An 18,807-nucleotide genomic window follows, 5' to 3' on the forward strand; every position below is an offset into this window, starting at 1 on the left:
AATGTATGCGAAAAACCAAATACAATGTGCGTAACTCTACCTCCAAGAAAGCCGTCAGGCGTTTTTCTTGCGTAAATGCAAAGATCGATCATAATCATCAAGCATAACGCAATCCGCTTAAAGACTTTTACAACTACTTTTGATGAACGAATGATTCTATGGTCTGAAGCTATATAATTCTGATGAAGTTTATGTTCTCCAAATATGTGAAGGACAGTTGCTGTTTTTTGACTCCCGCTTAAAGACTTAAAAGTGTATCTATAGTAAACTGAATGTAAAGTGCCCACGGTATAATGGGTATAATTTGTTGAAAAGCTCTTCGGATGAAGAGTTTTTTCCATTTTACAGAAAAGAATGTGATAAGTTATGCAGCTTCGGGCTAGTCTTCAGAAGAAAAGATTGCTGGAGAAATATCTTTCTGGGGAGGGGATGGATTATCGGCAAATTATAGCTTTATTTATTCCAATTCTGATTGACCAGGCCTTCATTATTGGACTTAATCTGGTAAATACCGCAATGATCAGCTCGTCCGGGATGGCGGCGGTCAGTGCAGTGAATATGGTGGATTCGCTGAATATTTTTCTGATCAATGTGTTCGTGGCGGTTGCAACCGGGGGGACAGTGGTAGTCGCGCAGTATAAAGGGAGCGGAAATGACCGGATGGTGTCCCAGGCTACGGCGGCTTCGGTCGCCTCGGTGTCGCTGATCGCTTTGGGAATTGGTCTGCTGCTGATGGGCTTACATACTCCTATATTGAACCTTTTATTCGGAACCGCCTCACCCGAAGTGCTGGACAATGCCCGCATCTACCTGATCGGCAGCAGCATCTCATATCTGGGCATCGCGGTGGTTCAGGCGGTATGCGGGGCTCTGCGAGGAGTGGGCAAGACTCGGGCTTCTTTGATGCTGTCGCTCATCATGAACCTGCTGTATGTTATCCTGAACGTGGTCTTCATTAACCTGTTGCACATGGGTGTGCTGGGGATGACGCTTGCGATTAATATCGCGCGGTATGCAGGTATGGTTTGTGCCTTGGTGTATCTGTTCAAAGTGGATACGGCCCTGCGGGTGCGTTTTCGTGACCTATTCAGAATCCCTCTGACCATGCTGCGGAGAATCATGTTTATCGGCGTGCCGTTCGCGGCGGAGCAGATGTTCTTCAACGGGGGTAAACTGCTCACCCAGGTGTTTATTGTCAGCCTAGGCACTTATGCCATTGCGACCAATGCGATTGCCGGCTCGCTGGCTCTGGTGTTTCAAATTCCAGCCAGCGCGCTGTCGCTAACTATTGTAACGGTGGTCGGCCAATGTATCGGGCGAGGGAATGTCTCTGAAGCCAGAAAGTTCATCAAGTCCTTTCTCTGGATCGGGTCCGGCTCTTTGGCGTTGATCGCCTTGATTCTGATGCCGCTATTCCACCCGCTGGTATCGATCTTTTCCCCACCTTCCGAGATCATTGATGATCTGTTTGTGGTGCTGCTGGTGAATTCCATTGCCCAAGTTCCGCTGTGGGCCGTCAGCTTTATTTTGCCGTCCGCACTGCGGGCAGCGGGAGATTCCCGCTTCACCTCAATTACCTCGATGCTGACGATGTGGCTGTTTCGGGTGATTTTTGGATACATCCTTGGGATCCAGCTGGGCTACGGCGTCATGGGTGTCTGGCTGGCAATGAACTGCGAGTGGGCCGTTCGGGGGGGCATTTTTCTGTGGCGCTTCAAGGGCAAAAAGTGGTTTGCGCATAAGCTGATTTAGAATTGTTGATAAGGATACGTACTGCCAACGCCTGTTGCCGGAAACGTAGCTATTAAAAACGTGAAAATACAGCACAGGGCAGCGATTCTCATATTTACTTGAGAATCGCTGCCCTACGTTTTGGTTATCGACTGCTTGCATTAGCTGATTATGATTAGGACTGGGTCAGTCACCACTCTAGAAAATTCTCCGACTCCATCTATTCAGCTTGGCACTGCCCCTCTGATTTCTGCGCTCGGAATTCCTTTCTTTTGTAACAAATTAAAAGACAAGTCAGTAACAACACACAGATTAAAGTAGCTGTATAAGTGAAACTACTATCCCAAAACATAATCTGAACATTCATTAAGGCATGGACGCCTATCACGAAAAATAGATTCTTGGTTAGGACATAGAGTAATGAGAATATGACCCCTAGAATTAATAGTGCGATAAAATCATAAACAAAATCCTTTCTGACTAATCCTGAATAGATCCGATTTGGGATATGTATAGCGACATAGATAGATTGTGAGATAAGCATTTCTTATCCAATTCGTGAAGTATTGTTATCGCCTTTTTTATAAGAGATAGCATTTCCGAAAATCTGTCCCAGGAATTCACCAAAAACGACGTTTGAATTCGTAAAGATATCATTATTGAATGTTAAACTTGAGTGAGTCAGTAATGTCATACCTAAATCAACAATGTTTATAGCGAGCCAAAATAATAAACTACCGAAAAGTGCTGCTAATAAAAATGAGACTGACCATAAAGCGTATTGATGTAGGCTTAACTTTATCCATCGATAGCTCCTCAGTTACTTTATTGCGCAGCATGATTTGTAATCCTCCTTAGGTTTTACCCGAGAATTGAGTATTATAGAGCACTATTTATAATACATAATTTCCTAAGTAATATCTGAGATTTACTATGTTCTTTAAGTGCTTGAGTTCACCATTACAAAAATCATATATTCTCACGTATCCTTAACTCCTCCCCAGATTGACAGATGAAGGGGCACTGGCTATACTTGAAATGTTAAAATGCAAATCGGATAAAACGTTGATGAAAATGAAGTACACCGGAGGATGGCTTGATCAGAGAACAGGTTCCTTTACGAAAGCGTTTCGTAATGGCTGGGAGAACCTTGAAGACAGGCCGGTGGAAAGCTAATTTCGGAGTGTGAGATCACAAGCTCACCGGGGGCACCCGTTATCAGCCGCGACAAGGCGATCGCCCTTTAACTTTCCCGTAAATTGGGTCAAGGCGATAACCAGGGTGGTACCGCGATATTAATCGTCCCTGAATTATTCAGGGGCGTTTTTTTGTTTTTATTTTTTAGAAAATTTGTAAAATCTGGCGCATGCGCCGAATTAAAAAAATGAGACGGGAGCTGTAAACAATGAAAGCAAGTGAAATTCGTTCCAAATGGCTTAAGTTTTTTGAAAGTAAAGGTCACAAAATTGAACCTAGTGCATCTCTCGTACCGCATAACGATCCTTCGCTGTTGTGGATCAACGCAGGTATGGCGCCGCTGAAAGCATACTTCGATGGCCGTGAGATTCCTGAGAATCCGCGCCTGACGAACTCGCAGAAATGTATTCGTACCAATGATATCGAGAATGTAGGGAAGACACGCCGTCACCATACGTTCTTCGAAATGTTAGGTAACTTCTCTATCGGCGATTATTTTAAAGAAGAGGCGATCACATGGGCTTGGGAATTCTTGACCGGCAAGGAGTGGATCGGCTTCGATCCAGAACGTATCTCCGTAACTGTGTATGCTGAGGATGAGGAAGCTTTCAAGCTGTGGAATGAAAAAGTAGGCTTGCCAGCAGAACGCATCATTAAGCTGGGAGATGAGAACTTCTGGGATATCGGCGAAGGTCCCTGTGGTCCTTGCTCGGAAATCTTTTATGACCGCGGCGAAGCTTACGGCAGCGACATGAGTGATCCAGAAATGTATCCAGGTGGAGAAAACGAACGTTGGCTCGAAGTATGGAACCTTGTGTTCTCACAATTCAACCATAATAAGGATGGCAGCTATACGCCGCTTCCGAACAAGAACATTGATACCGGTGCTGGACTGGAGCGTTTTGCATCCATTCTTCAAGATGTAGATTCCAACTTCGATACCGATTTGTTCCAACCGATTATTCAAAAAACAGCTGAGCTTGCTGGTGTAACTTACAAGGATAATGTTGAACAGGATATCGCGCTAAAAGTTATCGCAGATCATGTGCGTACCGTTACTTTTGCCGTAGGGGATGGAGTACTTCCTTCTAATGAAGGTCGTGGTTATATTATCCGCCGTTTGCTGCGCCGTGCTGTTCGCTACGGAAAGACCCTGGGTCTGGATCGTCCGTTCCTGCATGAACTGACAGAAACAGTTGGTGAGATTATGGGTGTGTATTATCCATCCGTTGTCGAGAATCGGGAATATATCGCCAAGATTATCCGTACAGAAGAAGAACGTTTCCATGAGACATTGTCTGATGGATTGGCTATCTTGGGTGAGATCAGTGCTAAAGCAAAAGCAGATGGACTCAGCACAATTCCTGGATCCGATGCATTTAAGCTATATGACACTTACGGATTCCCATTTGACCTGACGGAAGATTTCGCAGCAGAGCAAGGATTAACTGTAGACCGTGAAGGCTTCGATGTCGCTATGCAAGAACAGCGTGATCGTGCAAGAGCTGCACGTCATGACGGTGGCAGCATGAAGATCCAAGGTGGCGCATTAGCGGACCTGACGGTTAAAAGTGAATTTGTTGGATATAATGACTCGGTAACAGAGTCGAAAATCACGGCTATTGTTGTGGGTGATGAATTGGTCGATACCGCTGGTGAAGGCGTAGAGTGCCAAGTAATTCTTGAGGCAACACCGTTCTATGCTGAAAGTGGTGGACAAGTGAGTGACACAGGACTGCTTACTGGCGGTTCAGTTACAGCTAAGGTAAAAGGATTGTTCAAGGCTCCACATGGTCAACATGTACATTTGGTAACTGTGGAAGCTGGAGAATTGAAAGTAGGCGAATCGGTTCGCGCTGAAGTAGATCGTGCACAGCGTGAAGATATCGTGAAGAACCATACAGCTACTCACCTACTGCATAAAGCGCTCAAAGAGGTTCTGGGCGGTCATGTCAACCAAGCAGGATCTTTAGTGGAAGGTGCACGTTTACGGTTTGACTTCTCCCATTTCGGAGCGATTACACCGGAAGAACTAAGCGACATCGAGCATCGCGTGAATGCACAAATCTGGCGTGGTCTTGATGTAGTCATTGAGAACAAGCCAATTGATGAAGCTAAGGCTATGGGAGCCATGGCACTATTTGGTGAAAAATATGGTAATATCGTCCGTGTCGTTCAAGTCGGCGATTACAGCCTTGAGCTTTGTGGTGGATGCCATGTATCCAACACATCTCAAATTGGAATTTTCAAGCTGCTTAGCGAAAGCGGCATTGGTTCCGGAGTGCGCCGTATCGAGGCAGTAACTGGACGTTTCGCTTACCAGTTCACTGAGAGCCAACTGGATCTGCTCAAGCAATCTGCGGGTCTGCTGAAGTCTTCTCTGAACGACGTTCCAAAACGGATTGAAGCATTGCATAACCAAGTGCGTGAGCTTTCGCGTGAGAATGAATCCTTGCAATCTAAGCTTAGCGCAACCTTTGCCGCTGAACTAACAAGCAGTGTGAAGACGGTTGGTGCAGGTACACAGCTTCTTGCTGTTGCTGTTCAAGCAGGAAATATGGACGCTCTGCGTTCTACTGCAGATGAATTGAAATCCAAGCTCCCGGATGCTGTGCTTGTTCTGGGTGCAGCCATGGACGACAAGGTGAACTTTGTTGTTGCTGTACCACAGGATCTGGTGAAGAAGGGCTTCCACGCTGGTAAGATTGTTAAAGAAGTCGCAGCAGTATGCGGTGGCGGCGGTGGAGGACGTCCAGATATGGCACAAGCTGGTGGTAAAGATGCCTCCAAGCTTGGCGAGGCACTGGCTAAAGCAGAAGAATTAGTGGCTTCCCTAGCATAAATAAAAATTACGAAACTATTTCTTAATTTAAACGTATTACGAAAAAACATAGCGGTACTGAGAGTTTGACATCAGTACCGCTACTCTTTATTAACAGGTGGTTAGATTTTCATGAATAGTTGTGCTTGACAATAGCTTAAAAGCCAAAAATATCATTATTTTTGTAGAGGAAATGCCAAAAAAAGCGTGATTCCACGCGCAGGATTTCCTCGTTGGGCTATGAATATGTTATGATAAAGGAAGCAAGTGAGCTGCACAGTAGCAACTTTGCGAAGCCGCCCTTTTAGGGTGATTTTGCAGAAGGAAGGTGTCACAAATGGACTCCATGGACAAAACGGTCAAATTCAATGTGAAGGGCGACGAAAAGGAAGCTTCTCCCCAGGAAATATTGCTCGCTGTATACGATGCACTGGTGGAGAAAGAGTATCATCCGATCAATCAGATCGTAGGGTATCTACTTTCCGGAGACCCAGCTTACATTCCGCGTCATAACAATGCGAGAAGTTTGGTCCGGAGAAAAGAACGTGATGAGCTGATTGAAGAGCTGGTTAGATTCTACCTCGTCAATCACAAGGTGGATAATCCCAGATGATGAAGAAGTTAGGATTGGATTACGGCGACCGTAGAATCGGTGTAGCCACAAGCGATGTTTTTGGATGGACGGCACAAGCTCTTGAAACGATTGAGCGCCGCGGTACTGGTAATGAGTTCGAACGTATTCGTGAACTTATTACGGAGCACGAAATTGGAGAGATTGTCGTTGGTCTACCGAAGAATATGAACGGCTCAGTAGGACCCCGGGGCGAAATCTGCATAGAGTTCGCTGACAAGCTACGGGAGCAATTTGCAATGCCCGTACACCTTTGGGATGAGCGTCTGACGACGGTATCCGCAGAGCGGGTGCTGATTGAAGGGGACGTCAGCCGGAAGAAACGCAAAGGGATTGTGGACAAAATGGCTGCAGCCCTGATTTTGCAAAATTTTTTGGATGCTAACAGTAAAAGGTGAGGGGTGCGAGGATATGACAAACGAACAGATTGGCCAAGAGGAAGAACCGGAAATTATCTATATTCCTGATGAGGAAGGTAATGAAGAGGAATTCGAGGTCATTATGAAGTTTGAGGTTGATGGCTCGGACGCTAAGTACATGATGGTGGTTCCGCTTGATTCCGAGGACGAGGAAACCGATGAGGTTTATGCGTTCCGTTATGTGGAAGAAGGCGATGATCTTCAATTGTTCATGATCGATAATGACGAGGAGTGGGCGATTGTCGAAGAGACTTTCAACACACTGGTTGACGAGTTGGACGGAGGATCAGAGAATGACTGATGTATCCGCTGATCAAGCGGTATGGACCTCGCGGCTTAAGGAAGCCTATGGAGAAACAGTAGAACTGGAAGATGAGCAGGGCAAGTCTTCCATTTACGATATTATCGCCGAATTTGAAGTCGGTGGTATTGGCTATGCGGTGCTGAAAGGCGCTGGTAAAGACGTGGAATATGAAATTCTGCGTATCGTTGTCTCTCCTAACGGACTTCCGGAACTAGAGAACATCGTGGACGATGAAGAGTGGGAAGACATCTCTGAGCTATATGATGAGATAACGTTTCCAGTGGACGATGCAGAATAAACTTTAAACATGTACGTTACATTTATGATGAGTACGGAAGAGGGCGGAGAATTCCGCGCTCTTTTTGCTTGGAATACGATCAATATAATTAAAACAACAATCATGATCATGAAATATGTATTGAATTTTAAGTAGTACACTTTTATACTTTATAGTCGGAAAGTGAGGAACCTGACTTGAAATCCGCAATCCGTACGGTGCTTATCGTTATTCTTTTGCTGGTAGCAGCAGGAGGCGGAGGCGCTTGGTACATTTGGAACGGGATGCAGCCGGTAGAACCTGCAGGTCCTGCCGTAACATTTACGATAGAAAAGGGCATGGGCAGCGCGGAAATTGCTGATCTGCTCGAACAAAACGGCATTATTCGGAACAGTCTTTTTTTTAAGGGATATTTGAAATGGACTAAAGAAGGCTCCAGCTTTAAAGCTGGTACTTATGTTGCTAGTCCAGGAGACACCTATGACGAGCTCATCGAGAGGTTAAATGCTGGTGATGTTGTTAAAGAAGAGACCGTGACTTTCACGATTCCGGAAGGATATACTGCTGAGCAGATTGCCAAGAAGCTTGCTGAGGCTTGGAATCAGGATGCTGCTATTTTTCTTGAAATCATGGATACCGGTACAGGCTTGAAGGGAATTGATGCTCTAGGTATCCCACAGGATAAGAACCTTCGTCATCGTCTTGAAGGATATTTGTTCCCTGAAACATATGAACTGGCCAAGGATAGTACGCCGCAGGAAGTTGTAGAAGCATTATTGGATCAGTTCCAGCAGAAACTGGATACGATCCCGAACTGGAAGCAAAAGCTTGAAGCACGTGGAATGACACTTCATGGGCTGTTGACAGTGGCCTCGTTAGTCGAACGTGAGGTTGTTGTAGATAGTGAACGACCACTAGTTGCTGGCGTGATTTATAACCGCTTAAAGAAAGAGCAGAAGCTTGAGATCGATGCTACGGTTCAATATTTGCTCGACAAACAGAAGGAAAGACTGTTATATAAAGATTTGGAAGTTGACAGTCCTTATAATACGTATAGAAATATTGGGCTTCCTCCGGGACCTATTAGTAATCCAGGGCTGGCTTCCATTCAGGCGGCACTCGAACCCGAGGCTTCTGAATACTACTTCTATGTGACTAAGAAAGATGGTACACAGGGCCATTTGTTTGCTAAGACCTACAAGGAACATTTAGCCAATATCGAAAAAAGTAAGCAAGAATCGAAATAAAATATTAAAATGAAGAGTGGTGCGGTTGAAATAACTGTACAAGTAGGAGGTACAACATGATTAACAAACCGGAATTGCTGGCGACAGCAGCATCTTTAGAGGAAGCTGCTGCTTTGCTGGATGCCGGAGCAGATGCATTGCTCATCGGGGATGACCGTTTCGGCATGCGTCTTGCCGGACATTTCTCTTTGGAGGATACAGCTGCTGTTGTAGAAATGGCACATGCGCGTGGCTGCAAAGTATATGCTGGACTAGGTGGACTCATGTCCAACCTTCTTCTGGAAGAGCTCCCTGCCTATGTGAAAGCTATAGGTGAACTTGGTGTTGACGGTGTTGAGTTCGGTGATCCTGCGGTGTTAACCACAGTGAAGAAGGAAGCACCGGGTATGAATCTGCATTGGAATGCGGAAATGACCTCTACCAATTACGCAACCGCGAATTATTGGGGGCGTAAAGGTGCTACTCGCGTCGTTCTTGCGCGTGAGCTGAATATGGATGAAATGACGGAAATGGTTCCGCTTTTAGAGGTAGAGGCACAGGTTCAGGTTCACGGCATGACCAATATATACCATTCCAAGCGTAAGCTTGTAGAAAGCTATATGTCACATCAAGGACGTCCAAGCGAGGGCGGCAGTCTTGGTAAGGAACGTGGTCTATTTTTGATCGAGGCAGAACGAGATGACCAAAAGTTCCCGATCTATGAAGACGAGAACGGTACACATATTATGAGTTCGGAAGATATTTGTATTTTGGAGGATCTTCATATTCTTATGGCTGCAGGCGTGCAGAGCTTTAAGATTGAAGGATTGTTGAAATCAACAGCGTATAATGTGGCGGTTGTTAAGACTTATCGCAAAGCTATTGATCTTTATGCAGCTGATCCAGAAGCTTATTCTTTCCAAGAGGATTGGATGGAAGCTATCAGAACGCTGCAGGATCCAGAACGGGAGCTAAGCTTCGGATTTTTCTATAAAGAGCAAGTATATTAAGTTTAATTTAATGAGAGTTTTTTAGATCCCCGCAAAGACTAGGTGCAGTAATCATGCATAGACATCACTTTGTGGGGCGATGGAGGGGAGAACAGGAATGGGAACCATGACAAAGCCGCAATACAAGGGCAAACGATACCGTCTGGATAAACCGGAGCTCCTAGCTCCGGCCGGTAATTTGGAAAAATTAAAATTCGCAGTACACTATGGTGCGGATGCTGTTTATATCGGAGGGCAGAAATACGGCTTGCGTTCAGGAGCAGACAATTTCAGCTTTGAGGAAATGCGTGAAGGTGTTGAATTCGCCAAGAAATACGGCGCTAAGGTATTTGTTGCAACGAACATCTATGCTCACAATGAAGATGTCGCAGGGATTGAAGAATATCTGCGTAACTTATATGAAGTTGGTATTGCTGCTATTATCGTTGCTGATCCGGTCATTGTAGATACAGCACGCCGTTTAGTACCTGGATTAGAGGTACATTTGAGTACTCAGCAGTCTACACTAAACTGGCAAGCGGTATCCTTCTGGAAAGAAGAGGGTCTGCCACGTGTCGTACTCGGACGTGAGACAAGCCTGGAAGAAATCGCTGAGATTAAGAAGCATGTTGATATTGAAATCGAAAGCTTCATCCATGGAGCGATGTGCTCTTCATACTCAGGAAGATGCGTATTATCCAATCACTTTACAGACCGTGACTCCAATCGGGGAGGCTGCTGCCAGTCTTGCCGCTGGAAATATGATCTGTTCGAGGATGCGCGGCCTGAGGACACTTGGGTGTCTGAAGAAGATCAAGCTGAAGCACAATCTCCGGCACCTATGCTTCCAGGTGTAACTCAGATTCCACTGCATCAGCAAGGAGATAATCCTTTCTCTATGGGATCTAAGGATTTGTGCATGCTGGAAAGTATCCCTGAACTTATTGAAGTAGGTATCGATAGCTTCAAGATCGAGGGACGGATGAAATCGATTCACTATGTAGCCACTGTCGTTAACGCTTATCGTAAAGCTATTGATGCCTACATGGCTGATCCTGAAGGATACGAGTTGAAGCAAGAGTGGTTGGATGAGCTGAACAAAGCGGCGAACCGTCCGCTTAACACAGGATTCTTCTACGATACTCCGGATCATGAAGATCATATCTATGAGCCTGAAGAAAAAGCGGCTCCTTATGATTTTGCCGGACTTGTACTGGAATACGATGATGAGAGTGGAATGGCGCTAATTCAACAACGTAATCACTTCAAGCCTGGTCAGGAAGTTGAATTCTTCGGACCCAATGATACATTCTTTAAGCAGACTGTAGCGGAATTGTGGGATGAAGCAGGCAACCCGCTTGACGCAGCCCGTCATCCTCTGCAGCGTGTTCGCATGAAGGTAGATCAGCCCGTAGCATACTTTGATATGATGCGTAAGAAAAAATCTTGATAAGATACAGGGATGTTCTTTGCAAAAAGGGCATCCCTGTTTTTCTTTTGACAAAGCTAACAATAAGTTATATATATTAGTAACTAACAAATAAATCCAAGCAGGAGGGTAGAACGAAGGGAGTTTTTTTGTCGAAACATACATAGGTTAAAAGTTATAAAAAAAGTATAGTAAAGCTAAGAAAAAAGGCCTAATAAACCGATATATAATATAGTTAGCGCTTTCATATGTCCTCTAATATTAGCGGGTAGATGATCATGATGGGGATCCTGATCAAGATAGTATTAGTGAATAGCATAAAGAGAGAAGGTTAGAGAGATGAAGAAGAACAATAAAAAATCTGTAAATGCACAGGGCAATGAAGTAGGCAAAGGAAAGACATCAAAGTTAGAGGCTAAGAAAATGATGTTGGGTTGGGGAAGCCAAATCAAGAGAGTTAATCCTATCCAATCCGTAGGAGTGAAGTTATTTCTAATATTCCTATGTTCCACTGTAATTGTAGTTATGTCACTTGGACTTATATCTTATTCGAAGGCGAAAACAACGATAAAGAATAATGTATCCGAAGCCTATCGTCAGACTATTATCCAGACTGCTGAGAAGCTGGATATTACCTTGAAACAGTATGAGAACTTGGCATTACAGCTTTATTTTGATGCGCAAATGCAAACAGATCTGAAGGCTTTGTCTACTGCACAAACAGCTTACGAGAAATTTGAAGCAACAAGTGCAATAAGTAAGAAATTGTCCAGTCAGACGACAACTGATTCTAATATTATCAGTGTCTCTTTGATTCCAGAGACACCTGAGCAGGATATCGTTACTAGTGGTAGTGCTGGCATTAGTCTTGACGGATTACGTGAACAAGAATGGTACAAGAAGATTGTAGCCGACACCAAAGAGTATAATTCATATTATTCGGACGGTGACAAAGGCGGCGCGAAGAATATTTGGTTCTCCACTTCTATTCAAGGAAATGAAGATACGGAGATTGCTATGGTAAGATCCCTTAAAAATTTGGGATCAGAAAAAGGATACATAATCATGCTTGTGTTGAAAAACACACTGCTGGAGGAATCTTTTGCAAGTGTAAAGCTGGGAGATGGCTCCCGTATTCAATTAGTATCTCCTGAAGGTACAGTTGTAGCTTCTTCTAATTCGGTAGACGATGGGAAGCCATCGGAGTTTTCTTTTATTAAAGAGAGTAAGAAAAATAACAGTAGCCTAGAAGCTAAAGATCCAAATGGAAAAGAAATTCTGGCAGTCTTTAATCCGATGATACGGGCGGATTGGAAGCTATCAGGCGTAGTGCCTACAGACGAGTTAGTGAAGGAAGCCCGTCCGATTCTGTTGACGACGTTCATTACGGCTGCTGGTGCGGCACTGCTTGCAATATTGATCGGGATTTGGATGGTTCGTATGATTGCTCAGCCTCTGGCACGATTGAAGAATCTTATGGTTCAAGGTGCAAGCGGGGATTTGAGTGTACGTACAGAATATGTGTCTAAGGATGAGATTGGACAACTTTCAGCCTCCTTTAACTTGATGATGGAGCGTATTACTGAGCTTGTATCGCAAACTAGAGAAACTGCTCGAGATGTGCTAGAGACCGCTGGCGAGCTTGGAGAAGCTTCGCGTAAGACGGCTATATCCGCGAAGGAGATAGCAGCCGCTACGGAAGAAATCGCTGGAGGAGCAGGCAGTCTGGCACTTGAAGCTGAACGTGGTAATGAGCTTACAGACGTGATAGCTACGCAAATGCAGACCGTGATTAATGCCAACAGTGAGATGGATGAGGCCGCACGCGGGGTTGGAGAAGCCAGCGCTCAAGGTGCCAAGCAATTAACGGATTTACTGGAACAGACTAGCCGTACTGGGGAAAAGACAGGTGCGCTTGTAGAACGTGTTAACAATTTGAAAGAAACAGTATTCTCTGTGATTAAGGTGCTGGATGTGATGAAGAGTATCACACAGCAGACGAATATTTTGTCATTAAATGCGACGATAGAAGCTGCACGTGCAGGCGAAGCTGGCAAGGGCTTTATGGTGGTAGCCGGTGAGGTAAGACAGCTTGCCGACCAATCGAAGCAGTCTATTGCTCTAGTAGCCGGAATCACCGACAAGATCATAACGGAAATGAACGAAACGGAAGCTGTATTATCTGAAGTGGCTCCTCTCTTTAAAGAGCAAATAAGCTCAGTGAAGAACACGAGCGATATCTTTGTATCGGTAAAAGGACAGATGGATGAGTTCATTACTAGTCTGGAATCGGTGACAACAGCGATCAGTAGCTTGAATCATTCACAGGTTGTATTGTCGGAAGCAATGGGTAACGTAAGTGCTGTAGCTGAGCAATCATCAGCGACTTCCGAAGAAGTGGCTTCACTCAGTAATGAACAGCAAAGTGTAAGTGATCAACTTGTTTCATTGTCAGGTAAGCTGGAAAGTGCTTCAGGACAGTTAAAGGATAAATTGTCATTATTCACGATAAAATAACTGGATCTAACTAATTTTTTTATGATTTACATAACAAAACCGCTTCTTCGTTATGAGGAAGCGGTTTTGTTATTGTGTAAAGAAGGACTTCCCCGTATAATAATTTTGTTAGGTAAATAATAATAACAAGTTAGGTAAAAAAGGGTTAAGGAGAAGGACCGTATGAAAGGTAAACGCATCTTTAGCTGGTGGTCCGTTATCGGGGACATGAGTATGGAACGCAAGCTGCTCCTCGTCTTTTTAATAATTATTACCCTTCCGCTTACCTTCATTAGTGTGTTTACTTATAAGAGTTATTCAGAATCTATACAGGGCAACACTATTGCTTATTCTGAGAAGTTAATCGATCAAATGATGGATGGAGTAGATGATTATATCGAAGATATGAAGCGTATTTCATCTATGCCAGCCTATGTGAACGATATTAAACAAAATTTAATTCGTTCAAACCAATACCATGAGCAGAAAGAGATCATGGGTGGCGAATCAGGCAGTGCTACATTGTTACCCGGAGATTTTGATTTACTTTTGTCCATTCAACGGGGCATAGAAGGCAACATTTCATTTATTAACAATATTAAACGAGGCGCGAACACGGTTTATATTTTTGACGCGTATGGAAATGGGTATTATTCTGCCAAAGATGGTGGAGTACGGCTCGACCTCGATCAAAGCTATAAGTATTGGAGTCAGCAGACGAAGGATTCCAGCGGAGAGGCACTTTTGTTTGGTACCCAATCATTTACGAGTAATTTGCAGAGCACTCGATATGCTTTTACCGTTGTTCGCAAAATCGTGGATGGTTTGTTAAATCCGATTGGGCTTATCGCGGTTGAAGCGAATATTAGCAATTTGGAGAATCGGGTTACGGAGCTGGATAAAGTAACGCATGGCAAATCTCTGATTGTTGATGAGATGGGGATGGTCGTGTACAACAGTGACAAAAAGCTTCTTGCCACGGATGTATCTGATTCAGAGCTATTCAAAAGGGCCGATGGGAAATCCGGAAGTTTCTATGATACAGTCAACGGAAAAGAATTTCTGAATATTTACTCAAGCTCTAGCAAGACCAATTGGAAGGCCATTATCTCTATTCCTGTGGATGTTCTGATGCGGGATGTGAAGGTAACCCGTAATGCAACGCTCGTTGCTACACTAAGTATCATTGTACTGGCGTTAATTATCTCCATTATCCTTTCCTTTGCACTCACTAAATCACTATCGCAGATGATTCAACTGATGAAAAAGGTTCAGGGCGGCGATCTAGAGGTGATGTTTAGGGTTAGACGGCGTGACGAGATTGGTCTGCTCGGGCATCAGTTTAATCGAATGCTGGCTCGGATCAGGCAGTTAATTCAGGATATCTACCGAATTGAAGAGCAGAAGAAGGAAGCGGAGCTTCATGCTCTGCAGAGTCAGATTAATCCTCATTTTATCTATAATACACTGGAGTCGATCCGAATGACCGCTGAGCTCAATGATGATATTGAAGCTGCGGATATGATCTCAATTTTAGGTAAACTGCTACGGTATAGTACAAGTGATTTGAGCGGCAAAACGACAATGAAGCAAGAGCTTGGATATGTACGGAATTATGTTGAGCTGCTGAACTGTCGTTACCCTAATCGTTTCGTACTCGAAATCGACGTGCCGAAGGAGCTAGATAATTACTCTATTATCAAGCTGGTCTTCCAGCCGATCATAGAGAATGCTGCTTATCATGGCTTGGATGATAATAAACCACAAATGAATTTAAGTATCCGTTGTGAGATGACTGAGCAAATGCTGTTCTTTCATATTAAAGACGATGGCTGTGGAATGGATAAGATCACTTTGGAGAGATTGAACGCTGGGCTGCAGAAAGAAAGTCCTCCTAAGAAAAGTATCAATGGGGGGATTGGTATGAAAAATATACAGCAGCGAGTGCGTCTTCATTATGGAGCGGCTTTTGGAATTGAGGTATTTAGTGAGCTTGGACAAGGGACGGATGTTATTTTGTCGCTGCCGTTGCTGGAACCGGAAATGATTAGATTATCTGACTGAAATAAGAGGAGGCTGTCCGTTGATGGGGATGAGATTACACTGGACTACGCGTACCATACTGCTGCTTCTCTTTTTGTTATCGATAAGTGGCTGTGAGAACAACACCAAGCAGACGGAATCAACAGTGCCTCCAGTTGGAGATGAGGGGAAGTCTGACTTATCCGGCACCATAGTCATGATGACCAATCGAATAGATCTGATTGAGAACGGAACCTTTCAAGGGTACGCGGATCAATTCAAGCAAAAGTACCCCGAAGCGAATGTTGAATTTGAAGGTTTATCCAATTACGCAACGGACATTCTGGTAAGACTATCCACCAAGGACGCCGGAGATGTACTTTTGCTTCCTGTGAATCTTCCATCAAAGGAACTGGATTATTTTTTTGAACCGTTGGATGAAGAAACTTCGGCTAGTGAGCGCTTCACTTCTTATGCTACTTATGATGGTAAGCGATATGGGCTATCTACGGGAACTACCACGGTAGGGATTGTCTATAATAAAAGATCCTTCGAAAAAGCAGGAATTACCGCGGTTCCACAGACACTGGATCAATTCTACGAAGCTTGCGCTAAATTAAAAGAGGCTGGAATTATCCCGCTGTATATGAATTATGGAGCCGTCTGGCCACTGCGTGAATGGGGAAATAGTCTGGTCAATTATATGACAGGTAACCCTGAGTATCTAAATAATATGGTAAATGAGGATAGTCCATGGCAGCTTGATAATGAGTGGGGGAAATCCATTTCCATTGCTCGAACCTTAATTGCTAAAGGTTATGTAGAGCATGAACTTTTCTCGAACAATTGGGAGATCTCTAAGACTAGACTCGCTAAAGGTCAAGCTGGCATGTATTTACTTGGAAATTGGGCGGTTGGTCAAGTGCTTGATATGGGGGCTTCACCAGATGATATCGGATTCTTCCCTTTTCCTTATGATAATAGTAGTACTCACTATGCGCCGATCAATCCAGACTGGTTCGTGGGTGTTAGCAAATACAGTAAGAATAAAGAGCTTGCTATGGCTTGGTTGAATTTTTTTGTAAAAGAGACTTCGTATTCAGATGATTGGGGATTCCTTCCTGCTGATGGTAGTCTGAACCCTTTTATGCCGCAGTACCGTGAATTTTTATCTTATGAACCAAAGCTGGTTTATGGCACGGTACAAAGTGATGCGTTCATCGATCTGGCGAATGGAGCTAAGCTATCCTTTTGGTCCGGGGATTATATTCAGGAGTTACTTGCTGCGCCTGATTTACAAAAGTCTTTTGACGAATTAAATGCAAAATGGACGGAAGCGCGGGCAGGTACACAGGTAACTTCTCAGCCTTAACTTTAGTTCAACATTAATTTTAATACAATCTCTGGAGGGTTTAATATGGCTAAAAAAGTCACCATGCAAAAAATAGCTGATCATCTCGGTGTATCCAAATTTGTTGTCTCTAAGTCACTTTCTGGTAAAGCTGGCGTTAATGAGATGACCAGAGAACGAGTGATTCAAGCGGCTTCGCAGTTAGGCTATTTTACGCAAAAGAATGCTTTTGTCCAAGGTGTCAAGCGTACTCCTCCGGTAGGGGCCAGTGATCGGAATAAGCAATCTGTGCTTGTATTAATGCCGAATATCCGCTCGCAAACTCAGGATTCTTTGTATTGGGGGAAAATTGTGGACGGTATTGCCCTTGCGCTGGATCAAGAAGGACTTGGAATGGTGATCATCTCTGAGAATCGTGCGGATAATTTCGTGAATATCTTGAACCCAAGCGGGATTCTTGGTTTGGTAGGTGTGGGCGAAATCTCCACTTCTTTACTACTTGAGGTGCATCGCATCGGTCTGCCGATGGTGTTGATTGACCATGAAGATCCATTAATTCCAAGTGATACTGTATTCGCGAACAATGTGGATTCCATGGCTCGACTTACTAATCATTTGATGGGGACAGGCCATACACAAATGCATTTTATCGGGAATATTGGATTTTCACGCAGTTTCCGGGATCGGTGGATCGGCTTTCGGAGTGCGCTGGAGGAGAGTGGGATAAGACTGCCTTTGGAAGATGATGCGAATCTCTTTTTGGAAGGGGTGGAGGAAGAGGTATTCCAAGAGGATTTTAAAAATTGGGTGATGAAACGGAAAAAAGCTAAGACACTCCCCACCGCCTTGGTCTGCGCCAATGACAAAACAGCACTTACGGTCAGTGATATCCTGAAGGCAGATGGTATTAATATTCCTGGGGATATCTCGGTCACGGGCTTTGATAATATTGAGGATGCCTCAAGAGGCGTTCCGCCGCTTACTACTGTGCATGTCCCTAAAGAAGCGATGGGCCGGGCGGCAGTGGAGAAACTGCTAAGTCGGATTGGGCACCCCTCTGCACCGCTGGAGAAAATCCTGATCGCAGCAGACATAGTGCATCGTGATTCTGTGGATATACCGCGAGATTAGAAATTAGCCGATTAAAAATAATTGAACGCCATGAAATTATGGTTATGGTTAGGGGGAATTCAGTTATGTCAGAAGCAGTTGCAATACCAAAGATTGAGGGCGAGAATATTCATCTGCGTGGTGTAGAAGAGTCCGATCTGGAGGCCTATTACAAATTTTTACTTGATGAAGAGATGGGACGTCTAACAGGGTCGCAAGGAGAAATCTCACGCGAGCAAACTGCAGCCTGGATTCGTAAGATTAGTGTTCCAGCTGAAGATCGTGTGGATCTTATGATTATCGTCAAGGAAACGGATGAGCTCATTGGAGAAGTGGTGCTGAACGAAATGGATCCAGACAACCGTAGCGCAAACATTCGAATTGGGATTCGTAGTCATAAACATAGAGGGAAGGGGTACGGTACTGAAGCTATGACTCTAATGCTGCGATATGGCTTTGAAGCCTTGAAGCTGCATCGTATCCATCTGGGTGTATATCCTTTTAATCCAAGAGCGATTCATGTCTATGAGAAGCTAGGTTTCAAGCGCGATGGTGTGGAGCGGGATGCTCTTTATGTAGACGGAGAATTTCATAACATGATTCTGATGTCTATACTGGAAGATGAATATCGGGCTTTGTACAATTAAAAATTTGCTCGTCGACATTTCTCCGAACTTTCCGCCTAGCAGTTCTTGTACAGCGGCAGCAGCATTGGGATCTGGCTTCTTTACTTCAGGAATTTCGATCATGATCTCATCCATACGTTTGAACATTTATATCTCATCCTCCTTCGAGTTAGGGGAT

General features: G+C 44.3%; 16 protein-coding genes. 14 read left to right on the plus strand and 2 right to left on the minus strand.

Annotated features, from left to right (window positions below; translation table 11 throughout):
- The first annotated feature begins 366 nt into the window (after positions 1-366).
- A complete protein-coding gene (locus CA598_RS11535; protein WP_094876576.1) occupies positions 367-1,752 on the plus strand; it encodes an MATE family efflux transporter in 1,386 nt (461 codons plus the stop codon).
- 199 nt (positions 1,753-1,951) lie between these two features.
- On the opposite strand, the gene CA598_RS33480 is transcribed toward CA598_RS11535, so the two are convergent.
- Positions 1,952-2,275, minus strand: a complete 324-nt coding sequence (locus tag CA598_RS33480; protein WP_094876577.1) for a CPBP family intramembrane glutamic endopeptidase — start codon at positions 2,273-2,275, stop codon at positions 1,952-1,954.
- Positions 2,276-3,136: 861 nt separating this feature from the next.
- On the opposite strand from CA598_RS33480, the gene alaS reads away from it, so the two are divergent.
- The 13 genes from alaS (at position 3,137) to CA598_RS11605 (ending at position 18,650) form a co-directional block, all read left to right on the plus strand.
- Complete coding sequence (gene alaS / locus CA598_RS11545; protein WP_094876578.1) at positions 3,137-5,770, plus strand: alanine--tRNA ligase; 2,634 nt, start codon at positions 3,137-3,139, stop codon at positions 5,768-5,770.
- 316 nt (positions 5,771-6,086) lie between these two features.
- On the plus strand, positions 6,087-6,362 hold the full coding sequence (locus CA598_RS11550; RefSeq protein ID WP_042125473.1) for an IreB family regulatory phosphoprotein: 276 nt from the start codon (positions 6,087-6,089) through the stop codon (positions 6,360-6,362).
- Positions 6,362-6,778, plus strand: coding sequence for a Holliday junction resolvase RuvX (ruvX, locus tag CA598_RS11555; RefSeq protein WP_094870613.1), 417 nt, complete (start codon positions 6,362-6,364; stop codon positions 6,776-6,778). The genes CA598_RS11550 and ruvX overlap by 1 nt, the downstream gene beginning before the upstream one ends.
- A gap of 13 nt (positions 6,779-6,791) precedes the next feature.
- On the plus strand, positions 6,792-7,100 hold the full coding sequence (locus CA598_RS11560) for a DUF1292 domain-containing protein (RefSeq protein ID WP_038569507.1): 309 nt from the start codon (positions 6,792-6,794) through the stop codon (positions 7,098-7,100).
- Positions 7,093-7,401, plus strand: coding sequence for a DUF1292 domain-containing protein (locus tag CA598_RS11565; protein WP_094876579.1), 309 nt, complete (start codon positions 7,093-7,095; stop codon positions 7,399-7,401). The genes CA598_RS11560 and CA598_RS11565 overlap by 8 nt, the downstream gene beginning before the upstream one ends.
- 176 nt (positions 7,402-7,577) lie before the next feature.
- Positions 7,578-8,627, plus strand: coding sequence for an endolytic transglycosylase MltG (mltG, locus tag CA598_RS11570; RefSeq protein WP_256990468.1), 1,050 nt, complete (start codon positions 7,578-7,580; stop codon positions 8,625-8,627).
- Between the two features lie 56 nt (positions 8,628-8,683).
- Positions 8,684-9,616: a peptidase U32 family protein gene (locus tag CA598_RS11575; protein WP_094876580.1), complete on the plus strand. Its 933-nt coding sequence runs from the start codon at positions 8,684-8,686 to the stop codon at positions 9,614-9,616.
- 97 nt (positions 9,617-9,713) lie between these two features.
- Positions 9,714-11,045, plus strand: coding sequence for a peptidase U32 family protein (locus CA598_RS11580; protein WP_094876581.1), 1,332 nt, complete (start codon positions 9,714-9,716; stop codon positions 11,043-11,045).
- A 318-nt stretch (positions 11,046-11,363) separates the two neighbouring features.
- Complete coding sequence (locus CA598_RS11585) at positions 11,364-13,541, plus strand: methyl-accepting chemotaxis protein (protein ID WP_094876582.1); 2,178 nt, start codon at positions 11,364-11,366, stop codon at positions 13,539-13,541.
- 162 nt (positions 13,542-13,703) lie between these two features.
- Positions 13,704-15,584, plus strand: coding sequence for a cache domain-containing sensor histidine kinase (locus tag CA598_RS11590; protein ID WP_094876583.1), 1,881 nt, complete (start codon positions 13,704-13,706; stop codon positions 15,582-15,584).
- A 22-nt stretch (positions 15,585-15,606) separates the two neighbouring features.
- Complete coding sequence (locus CA598_RS11595) at positions 15,607-16,914, plus strand: ABC transporter substrate-binding protein (protein WP_094870571.1); 1,308 nt, start codon at positions 15,607-15,609, stop codon at positions 16,912-16,914.
- Between the two features lie 45 nt (positions 16,915-16,959).
- A complete protein-coding gene (locus tag CA598_RS11600; RefSeq protein WP_094876584.1) occupies positions 16,960-18,024 on the plus strand; it encodes a LacI family DNA-binding transcriptional regulator in 1,065 nt (354 codons plus the stop codon).
- A gap of 65 nt (positions 18,025-18,089) precedes the next feature.
- Positions 18,090-18,650 carry a GNAT family N-acetyltransferase gene (locus CA598_RS11605; protein ID WP_094870573.1) on the plus strand — a complete coding sequence of 187 codons (561 nt, stop codon included), beginning with the start codon at positions 18,090-18,092 and terminating at the stop codon, positions 18,648-18,650.
- On the opposite strand, the gene CA598_RS33485 is transcribed toward CA598_RS11605, so the two are convergent.
- Positions 18,537-18,776 (minus strand): manganese catalase family protein, encoded by a 240-nt coding sequence (locus tag CA598_RS33485; RefSeq protein ID WP_373455820.1) that lies wholly within the window; start codon positions 18,774-18,776, stop codon positions 18,537-18,539. The genes CA598_RS11605 and CA598_RS33485 overlap by 114 nt on opposite strands.
- Between the last annotated feature and the right edge of the window lie 31 nt (positions 18,777-18,807).

Origin of the sequence: Paenibacillus sp. VTT E-133291, assembly GCF_002264395.1 — a bacterium.
GTDB lineage: Bacteria > Bacillota > Bacilli > Paenibacillales > Paenibacillaceae > Paenibacillus_AQ > Paenibacillus_AQ nitricinens.